The 9,300-nt window shown below is 43.5% G+C and carries 9 protein-coding genes; 4 read left to right on the top strand and 5 right to left on the bottom strand.

Features of this window, described 5'->3' with window-relative positions; genetic code table 11:
- Positions 1–125: 125 nt before the first annotated feature.
- On the bottom strand, positions 126–1,772 hold the full coding sequence (gene pgm / locus AB6E30_RS03320) for a phosphoglucomutase (alpha-D-glucose-1,6-bisphosphate-dependent) (protein ID WP_019820492.1): 1,647 nt from the start codon (positions 1,770–1,772) through the stop codon (positions 126–128).
- 92 nt (positions 1,773–1,864) lie between these two features.
- Entirely contained in the window at positions 1,865–2,404 is a 540-nt protein-coding gene (gene seqA / locus AB6E30_RS03315) for a replication initiation negative regulator SeqA (protein ID WP_372102591.1), read from the bottom strand.
- Between the two features lie 93 nt (positions 2,405–2,497).
- On the opposite strand from seqA, the gene AB6E30_RS03310 reads away from it, so the two are divergent.
- The 3 genes from AB6E30_RS03310 (at position 2,498) to fldA (ending at position 4,178) form a co-directional block, all read left to right on the top strand.
- Positions 2,498–3,259, top strand: a complete 762-nt coding sequence (locus AB6E30_RS03310) for an alpha/beta fold hydrolase (RefSeq protein ID WP_017061954.1) — start codon at positions 2,498–2,500, stop codon at positions 3,257–3,259.
- A gap of 108 nt (positions 3,260–3,367) precedes the next feature.
- The gene (locus tag AB6E30_RS03305; RefSeq protein ID WP_004737900.1) at positions 3,368–3,586 is read left to right on the top strand and encodes a DUF2788 domain-containing protein; all 219 of its coding nucleotides are present in this window, start codon (positions 3,368–3,370) and stop codon (positions 3,584–3,586) included.
- Positions 3,587–3,644: 58 nt separating this feature from the next.
- Positions 3,645–4,178 (top strand): flavodoxin FldA, encoded by a 534-nt coding sequence (fldA, locus tag AB6E30_RS03300; RefSeq protein ID WP_010436745.1) that lies wholly within the window; start codon positions 3,645–3,647, stop codon positions 4,176–4,178.
- 96 nt (positions 4,179–4,274) lie between these two features.
- Here the strand turns inward: fldA and AB6E30_RS03295 are convergent, their stop codons facing one another.
- The gene (locus AB6E30_RS03295) at positions 4,275–4,781 is read right to left on the bottom strand and encodes a DUF4442 domain-containing protein (protein ID WP_017061955.1); all 507 of its coding nucleotides are present in this window, start codon (positions 4,779–4,781) and stop codon (positions 4,275–4,277) included.
- A 207-nt stretch (positions 4,782–4,988) separates the two neighbouring features.
- Between AB6E30_RS03295 and fcrX the strand changes: the two genes are divergently transcribed.
- Entirely contained in the window at positions 4,989–5,435 is a 447-nt protein-coding gene (gene fcrX, locus AB6E30_RS03290) for a ferric iron uptake transcriptional regulator FcrX (protein ID WP_017061956.1), read from the top strand.
- Between the two features lie 161 nt (positions 5,436–5,596).
- Here the strand turns inward: fcrX and glnS are convergent, their stop codons facing one another.
- Positions 5,597–7,264: a glutamine--tRNA ligase gene (glnS, locus tag AB6E30_RS03285; protein ID WP_017063407.1), complete on the bottom strand. Its 1,668-nt coding sequence runs from the start codon at positions 7,262–7,264 to the stop codon at positions 5,597–5,599.
- A gap of 299 nt (positions 7,265–7,563) precedes the next feature.
- Positions 7,564–9,114, bottom strand: a complete 1,551-nt coding sequence (nagE, locus tag AB6E30_RS03280; RefSeq protein ID WP_032545860.1) for an N-acetylglucosamine-specific PTS transporter subunit IIBC — start codon at positions 9,112–9,114, stop codon at positions 7,564–7,566.
- Positions 9,115–9,300 lie beyond the last annotated feature (186 nt).

The raw sequence follows: 9,300 nt of genomic DNA, 5'->3' as shown, positions 1-9,300 counted from the left end.
ACTGAGCCCGTAGAGGACTTTCACCTCCTAGATCAACGCCATGCTCGGCGCACAATAAAAAAGGGCTGATGCTTTCACATCAACCCTTCCATTATTTGCTTTATAACTCTATGAATCGTACTCGATTATAGACCTGCAGCGGCAAATACTTGGTTAACAATCTCTTGAGCTTCTGCTTCGATTGCTTTTAGGTGCTCTTCACCTTTAAAGCTTTCACAGTAGATCTTGTAGATGTCTTCAGTGCCTGATGGACGAGCAGCGAACCAACCGTTCTCAGTTGTCACTTTAAGGCCACCAATCGCAGCGCCATTACCAGGAGCATGCGTTAAACGAGCAGTAATCGCATCGCCAGCAAGCGTTTCAGCAGAAACCATCTCTGGAGAGAGCTTTTTCAGCACGTCTTTTTGTGCGCCATTTGCTACCGCTTGAATACGGTTGTACTTAGATTCACCGTGTTTAGCAGCCAGCTCTTCGTAGTACTCTTGTGGGTTCTTACCTGTAACGGCTGTGATCTCAGCCGCAAGTAGGCAAAGAATTAGACCATCTTTATCTGTTGACCAAGGCGTACCGTCTTTACGTAAGAAAGATGCACCTGCACTCTCTTCACCACCGAAACCAAACTGACCGTTGTAAAGGCCATCAACGAACCATTTGAAACCAACTGGCACTTCACAAAGTTCACGACCTAAGTCTGCTACTACACGGTCGATCAATGCGCTTGATACCAAAGTTTTACCAACAGCAACGTCTTTACCCCAACCTTCACGGTTACGGTATAGGTAATCAATACAAACCGCTAAGAAGTGGTTTGGATTCATCAAACCTTTAGGTGTCACGATACCGTGGCGATCGTAATCTGGGTCGTTACCAAATGCTAGAGCGTACTCGTCTTTAAGCGCCAGTAAGCCTGCCATTGCGTATGGAGAAGAACAGTCCATACGAACTACGCCATCTTTATCTAGAGACATGAATTGGAATGAAGGGTCAACCGCTTCACTTACCAGAGTAAGATCTAGATTGTACGCTTTACCAATTTGACGCCAGTAATCAATACCGCTGCCACCCAGTGGATCAACACCAATCTTGATGTTTGCTTTCTGGATCGCTTCCATATCCACGACGTTAACCAAATCAGCGACGTATGGCGCGACTAGGTCAACTTCTTTTACTAGCTCAGACTGTTTAGCCTGTGCGATAGGCGTACGCTTAACACCTTGCATTTGCTCAGCAATGATCACGTTCGCACGGTCTTCAATCGCTTGAGTCAGTTCAGCTTCAGCTGGGCCACCGTGTGTCGGGTTGTATTTAATACCGCCGTCTTGAGGTGGGTTATGTGAAGGCGTGATAACAATGCCGTCGGCTTTTTTGTCATTCACTAGGTTGTGCGTAAGAATCGCGTGCGAGATACCAGGTGTTGGAGTAAAGCCGTTGTTTTCTTGAATAATAACTTCAACACCGTTCGCTACAAGCACTTCGATAACCGTAGAGAACGCAGGCTCAGATAGAGCGTGAGTATCTTTACCTAAGAAAAGAGGGCCAGTTGTACCTTGCTCGGCACGAACTTCAGCAACCGCTTGTGCAATTGCTAGAATGTGGTTTTCGTTAAATGTTGATTTGTCTGCTGTACCGCGGTGACCTGAAGTACCGAAAAGTACTTTATGATCTGGGTTCGTAGCATCCGGTTGCTGTAAGAAATAGTTAGCAACTAAAGCCGGGATATTATGAAGATCTTCCTGCTGAGCTTTCTGCCCAGCACGAGGGTGCATAGCCATTTTTCGACATCCTTATATATAAAATTTTAAAACAAAAAAACCTCATAATATCTTCTTATCCATGGATATTATGAGGTTTAAATCAGATTTCGTTAAATTGAACCTGTTACTTTTTCTATCAATTCTGCTTGGAAATTCATGCGGCTCATAAGCTGCTCAACCATCTGTCTTTTTCGGCTTGTATTGTTATTAGTAATAACCCAAAAAGGACTTTGTGGAATAGCTTTAGGCTTAGTCGTGTTGCCGTTTGCTAGCAAGGTCTCTTCGTTATCTGCAAAGTAAACGCGCTTACGGCCTTTTACTTGAGTTGCTTCTGAAAAGCTTAAAGGGTCGATTTTATGCAGTGTTGATAACACAAGCATGAAACGATCAATGGCTTTCTTTAGTGATGCAAACTCATCTGATATTAGTAGTGAGCGCATTTCTTTAACGCCATCGAACTTCTCTGGAGTAAAGCCTACCTCTTTGCTAACAACGATACCTTTTGGCTCAACGATCTCTTCGATCGGAGCCATGCCTTGGCTGTCAACCTGTAACAAGCGGCGCAGAATATCTGAAGCGCTTTCGCCAATACGTTCTGTCTGACCCGCAATAAAACGGTATAGGTCCTCATCAACCTCAATTGTTTTCATTCGCTTTTCACAATCTCAATGTTTAAACTCTGGGGGATTATAGCGAGATCCGCGCGGATACTCTACGTCAAACCCACCATGAATAAGATAAAAATGTCAGTACAGCTCAACTATAAAATTGAAGGTGAGGGTCACACCATTGTTTTGATCCATGGATTATTCGGTAATCTGGACAACCTTGGCTTGCTCGCTAGGGATCTAAAAGCCGATCATCAGGTACTTAGTATCGATCTCCGCAACCACGGTCAATCCTTCCATAGTGACACTCATAACTATCAAGCGATGGCACAAGACGTGGCTCAACTGCTGCATGATCTTAAGTCAGAAGACGTCACTGTGATTGGTCACTCGATGGGTGGCAAAGTAGCGATGGCACTGACACAACATCTTGCGCTGCATAAATTGATTGTCTTGGATATGGCTCCGGTCGCGTACACTCAGAGTCGCCACGACAACGTATTCGCAGGCCTGCAAGCCGTGATAGAAGAAGAGCCGACTTCACGCTCAGATGCACTCAAGGTTCTCGCAAAACATATCGAGATCGATGGCGTTCGCCAGTTTTTAACCAAATCTTTGTTCAAAACAGAGCAAGGCATCATGGAATGGCGCTTCAATGTTGCTTCGTTATTGAGCAACTACCCACATATTATTGGTTGGGAACCGATCGAGAAAACCTCGGTCAAAACCTTGCTCATTAAAGGTGGGGATTCAGATTACCTCACCGCAGAACATCAAGCAGCCGTTCAGCAGCAATTTTCTAACGCTAAGGCTCATGTCATTGCCAACACAGGTCACTGGCTGCATGCTGAAAAACCAGCAGAAGTACTTAGAGCAATTAGAAAATTCATCGCTTAACTGCGCTTTTTCGTGCAGATAAATGAGAGCTGTGTAATTACTGCAGATTAACTTTATCTCACAACAGTGATATAGTGCGCCCAAGCAAAATTGGTATATAAGGTTCCCATGCTTTACGACTACATGAACATCATCGAATCTGTTGGTTTAGATCTCCTGTTTGCCGCGATTTTCTTTTTAATCGGTATGGCAATTAAGGACGTTCTCAAGCAGGGAAATGTTCCTCCATTTGGTCGTCGCATCGTATGGTTAGTACTTTTCCTTGGCTGTGCGGGTTTTATCGCCAAAGGGATAATCCAACTAAGCTGGGAAGGAACTGGGATCTAACGATTCTCTTCCGAACTTTATTACACCGACAACAGACAAAATGAAAGGTAATGATTCTATGGCAAGTGTAGGTCTCTTCTTTGGTAGCGATACAGGTAACACTGAAGCTGTTGCTAAGATGATTCAAAAGCAATTGAGCAAACAGCTCGTTCACGTTCAAGACATTGCAAAAAGCAGCAAAGAAGATATCGATAACTTCGATCTACTGCTGCTTGGTATCCCTACGTGGTACTACGGCGAAGCACAATGTGATTGGGATGACTTTTTCCCAGAGCTAGAAGCTATTGATTTCTCAACTAAGCTTGTTGCTATCTTTGGTTGTGGCGACCAAGAAGATTATGCAGAATACTTCTGTGATGCTATGGGTACTATCCGTGACATCGTTGAAGCGAAAGGCGGTACTATCCTAGGTCACACATCAACTGAAGGCTACGAATTCGAAGCATCGAAAGGTTTAGTTGAAGGCGATGACAGCCAATTCGTTGGTCTATGTATCGATGAAGACCGTCAACCTGAGCTAACTGATGAGCGCGTATCTAACTGGGTTAAACAAATCCACGAAGAGATGTGCCTAGCAGAGCTAGAAGACTAATTCTCTAGTGGTTGTTAATTGTTACAGTTAATAACCATTATGTAGATATGAAAAAACCTCCTTATAGGAGGTTTTTTGCTATTTAAAATCTATTAATTAGCACTCAGCCTCTAATGCTTCATCATCATCTCTAAATTGCGGCTTCTTTCTTACATAGAGGGTGCGTTGAATTTCTGAAACCACATTACCCTGCTTATCTTTCACGTGAATAATAAATTCGGGGAAACACTTTTCACCGAGTTGCGTCTGACGATAGATATCGTCAAGCTGCCCTTGCCTTATCTCAAAATCTGCATACAAGTCCGATTGCCCCGGCTTGATGAAGTTAATGCTCGCTTCTTTATCCCAAACATAATATCGTTCACCTAAAATTCCCATTAACATCAATGAGTAAACGGGATCGGTAAGAGAAAAGATACTGCCGCCATATTGAGTACGATTGGCGTTCTTATTCCACCAGCGTAGCTTAAGTACTGTCTTAACAACCCTAAAGTCAGTGCTAATGTGGGCTATTCGAATACCCGCTCCCCAAAAGGGAGGCCAAATATTAAGAGCAAATTTTACAATGTTGGGTTTATATATTTTTGCGAGTTGCTTATTCATAACAACATTCCATGTTCATATCAGAAACACCGTCACCTTGACTGGTCGTACCTCCACTATAAGTGAGATACTTCCAATTTACAAAACAGATTGTGATGTCAGTAAGTAACCCGTTGAAGTTCGTGGTTTATTGTTATGCCTGACTAAACTATAATGGTATTAATATTGAATTCTGTTAATTGCTGCAGATCATCAACAGGAAAGTATATGTCAGACAATAATCAAGCGCTAAAAGATGCAGGTCTTAAAGTGACCCTTCCACGGCTCAAAATTTTAGAAGTATTACAACAGCCAGACTGCCAACATATTAGTGCTGAAGATTTATATAAGAAGCTGATCGACCTAGGTGAAGAAATCGGTCTTGCAACCGTTTATCGAGTACTTAACCAATTCGATGACGCTGGCATTGTAACTCGTCACCACTTCGAAGGCGGCAAGTCTGTATTTGAACTTTCTACACAGCACCACCACGACCACCTTGTATGTTTAGATTGTGGCGAAGTGATCGAATTCTCTGATGACATCATCGAAGAAAGACAGAAAGAGATTGCTCAGCGTTACAACGTGCAACTAACAAACCACAGTTTGTACTTGTACGGCAAAAGCATTAACGGAGATTGCAAAGGCAATCCAGACGCGCATAAAGCGAAGTAGTAATACAGAACGCTGGCTTAGGCCGGCGTTTTTTATATGGTCACTACATAAGACGATTAATCGCAACTTATTCTATAATTGACGACTTTATTCAGATACAAAAAACCGGCTCTAAGCCGGTTTTTTATTGGGTCGTTTTTAACAAACTAAATACTCAAGCATTAAGCTTCAGTTTTACCCCATGTGTCACGTAGACCAACCGTGCGGTTGAAGACTAGTGCATCTGCTTTAGAGTCTTTCGAATCCACACAGAAGTAACCTGTACGTTCAAACTGGTACGCTTGCTCTGCCACACCTTCTGCTAAGCTAGGTTCAACAAAACCATTTAGCGTAACAAGAGATTCAGGGTTTAGCGTTGCAGCGAAGTCATCAGCAGCGGCTGGGTTTGGCACTGTGAATAGACGATCGTACAAACGAATCTCAGCAGGCAGTGCTTTATCAGCAGATACCCAGTGGATAACGCCTTTCACTTTGCGGCCATCTGCAGGGTTCTTACCCAATGTTTCATTGTCGTAAGAACAGAAGATAGTCGTAATGTTGCCTTCTGCATCTTTTTCGATACGTTCAGCTTTGATCACGTAAGCACCACGCAGGCGAACTTCTTTACCTAGAACCAAACGCTTGTACTTTTTGTTTGCTTCTTCACGGAAGTCATCACGCTCAATCCAAACTTCACGTGTAAATGGTACTTCACGAGTGCCCATTTCTGGCTTGTTTGGGTGATTTGCAACCGTTAACGTTTCTACTGTATCTGCTTCGTAGTTTTCGATAACGATCTTAACTGGATCCAGAACAGCCATTGCACGAGGTGCATTTTCGTTCAGATCATCACGGATGCAAGATTCAAGTGAACCGAACTCAATCATGTTCTCTTGCTTAGTTACACCAATACGCTTACAGAATTCACGAATCGAGCTTGAAGTAAAACCACGACGACGTAGGCCAGAAATAGTAGGCATGCGTGGGTCATCCCAACCTTGAACTAGGTTTTCAACCACAAGTTGGTTCAGCTTACGCTTAGACATCACTGTATATTCAAGATTCAGGCGGCTAAACTCGTACTGACGAGGTTGGCAGTCAATCGTGATGTTATCTAGAACCCAATCGTACAAACGACGGTTATCTTGGAATTCAAGCGTACAGATAGAGTGCGTAATACCTTCCAGCGCATCAGAGATACAGTGAGTAAAGTCGTACATTGGGTAAATGCACCACTTGTCAGCCGTTTGATGGTGGTGAGCAAAACGAACACGGTAGATAACAGGATCGCGCATAACCATGAACGAAGAGCTCATGTCGATCTTAGCACGTAGACACGCTTTACCTTCTTCAAAGCCACCGTCACGCATTTTTTCAAACAACGCTAGGTTCTCTTCAGGGCTGCGGTCACGGTATGGGCTCGCTTTACCAGGCTCTTTTAGCGTGCCACGGTACTCACGGATTTGATCAGGACTTAGCTCGTCAACATACGCTAAGCCTTTATTAATTAATTCCACAGCATAAGCGTAAAGCGTATCGAAGTAGTTTGATGAGTAACAAATATCACCAGACCATTCGAAGCCTAACCAGCTTACATCATTCTTAATTGACTCAACGTATTCAACGTCTTCTTTTTCAGGGTTTGTATCATCGAAACGAAGATTACATTGTCCCTGGTAGTCCTGAGCAATACCAAAGTTCAAGCAAATAGATTTAGCGTGACCAATGTGCAGGTAGCCATTTGGCTCCGGCGGGAAACGAGTATGCACGCTACTGTGTGTACCATCCGCTAAATCTTTATCAATAATTTGGCGAATGAAATTCGATGGACGAGCCTCAGCTTCACTCATCTATAGCACCTCTATGTATTTAGTATTGTCAGAGAAAGTTATCTTTCGTCCCCAAGAAAACGGTCGCTTATAGCGCCAGTCAAAGATAGAAAGATCATTGTTGCTAATCATCCACAATTCTTAGCCTTTGCACAATAAGAACCGTCCGTTAATTGCGATTATTTCTGCTATTCGATGAAGAATAGAACGAACCGTGTTCGCTGGTCTTAAACTGCAGGCACAAAAAAGCCTCCCATGTGGGAGGCTTTCAATTTGACACTTACTTAAGAGTAACTTTACGTCTTAATTAAGTACTTCCCTTACTGTGGAAGTTTTACATCAGATAGGTCTTCGCCTGCACCAATAGCTTTCATTTCGCCAGCTACGATTTCAGCTAGTGGGCCTAGGATAACCTGTAGGTTGTTTTCACCTAGTTTAACCACACCTTTAGCACCAAGTTTCTTAAGAACAACTTCATCTGCAACAGAGCGGTCTTTAAGAGTTAGACGTAGACGAGTGATACAAGCGTCGATTGAAGTTAGGTTGTCGTGACCACCTAGAGCTTTCAGGTATTGACGTGCAAGGTCGCCCTTTGGTGCTTCGCCAGCAGGAGCTGCAACAGCTTCGTCATCATCTTCACGACCTGGCGATTTCAAGTTGAAAGCGCGGATTGCGAAAGAGAAAGTGAAGAAGTATAGAGCACCGAAGCCAAGACCGATTAGTAGTAGTACGAATGGTTTAGTTGCTAGACCCCAGTTCAATACGAAGTCGATAAGACCAGCAGAGAAACCGAAACCGTGCAGAGTACCAAACATGTTAGCAACTACTAGAGACAAACCTGTAAATACAGCGTGCATTGCGTATAGAGCAGGAGCTAGGAATACGAACATGAATTCTAGCGGCTCTGTGATACCTGTTAGGAATGAACAGAATGCAACTGAGAATAGTGCGCCACCAACTTGGCTACGTTTTTCAGCAGGAGCAGCTAGGTACATTGCAAGTGCAGCACCTGGTAGACCGAACATCATTACTGGGAAGAAACCGTTCATGAATACGCCAGCGCCTTTATCGCCGCCGAAGAAACGGTGTAGGTCGCCAGATTTAACTGTTTCAGTTACTTCTTTAACAGTTGCAACAATTTCTGGGTTAACTGAGTTAGCAAATTCAAATGTGTACTCTTGACCAACAACTAAAGTTTTAGCTAGTGCAGGGTCAACACAAAGTTGAGAGAAGCCTTCTGCAGCAACTACGATCTCTTGACAAGAGCCCATACCGAACCAGAAGTACGAGTTCAGTACATGGTGTAGACCTACTGGGATAAGTGCACGGTTAAGAGTACCGTAAACAAATTGACCGATAGCGCCAGACGTTGAAACTGCGTGAGCAAGTGCATCTAGACCAGATTGAACAGCAGGCCATACAACACCAAAGATTGCGCCAGCAACTAGAGCAAATAGACCAGCCATAATAGGAACTAGACGTTTGCCAGAGAAGAATGCTAGCCACTCTGGAAGACGAGTCGCGTGGAATGCATTGTAAGAGTGACCTGCGATGATACCTGCAAAGATACCGCCGAAGAATGACATATTTACACTAGCATCGATGTTTGTTGCGGTTGCTGTCAGAACAAAGTAAGCAACTGCACCAGCAAGACCTGCTGCGCCGTTACCGTCTTTAGAAAGACCAATAGCTATACCCAAACCAAACAATAATGGTAGTTGACTGAAGATTGCGTTACCAGCAGATGCCATGAATGCGATATCGAGTAAGTCTGGTTGACCCAGACGTAGCAGCAATGCCGCAATCGGAAGCGTTGCGATTGGTAGCATTAACGCCTTACCAAGCTTCTGCGCATATCCTAGAATATTCACCAGTTGTTTCCCCCTATAGGATTTTTTAGAATTCGTTTGAGAAACTTATTTTAGTCGCTCAATTTAGTCCTATTCAGTGTATTCAATTAATTTTGCCCCGCAAATTAAAACCTTACCATTTGTGATCCTAATCACCAGTTTTTACCAAATCCAGAGGTTTTTGCTAGCGAGATCATAAAACTTATT

The sequence above is a fragment of the Vibrio sp. 10N.247.311.12 genome (assembly GCF_041467515.1).
Taxonomy (GTDB): Bacteria; Pseudomonadota; Gammaproteobacteria; order Enterobacterales; family Vibrionaceae; genus Vibrio; species Vibrio crassostreae_C.
The sequence above is the reverse complement of the archived record's forward strand: the minus strand, read 5'-3'. Positions and strand labels throughout refer to the sequence as shown.

Coding starts and splice junctions, on each gene's coding strand:
- AB6E30_RS03295 (WP_017061955.1), bottom strand. CDS start 4,781: ATGAATAAGCAACTCGCAAAAATATATAAACCCAACATTGTAAAATTT.
- glnS (WP_017063407.1), bottom strand. CDS start 7,264: ATGAGTGAAGCTGAGGCTCGTCCATCGAATTTCATTCGCCAAATTATT.
- AB6E30_RS03305 (WP_004737900.1), top strand. CDS start 3,368: ATGCTTTACGACTACATGAACATCATCGAATCTGTTGGTTTAGATCTC.
- AB6E30_RS03310 (WP_017061954.1), top strand. CDS start 2,498: ATGTCAGTACAGCTCAACTATAAAATTGAAGGTGAGGGTCACACCATT.
- seqA (WP_372102591.1), bottom strand. CDS start 2,404: ATGAAAACAATTGAGGTTGATGAGGACCTATACCGTTTTATTGCGGGT.
- pgm (WP_019820492.1), bottom strand. CDS start 1,772: ATGGCTATGCACCCTCGTGCTGGGCAGAAAGCTCAGCAGGAAGATCTT.
- fldA (WP_010436745.1), top strand. CDS start 3,645: ATGGCAAGTGTAGGTCTCTTCTTTGGTAGCGATACAGGTAACACTGAA.
- fcrX (WP_017061956.1), top strand. CDS start 4,989: ATGTCAGACAATAATCAAGCGCTAAAAGATGCAGGTCTTAAAGTGACC.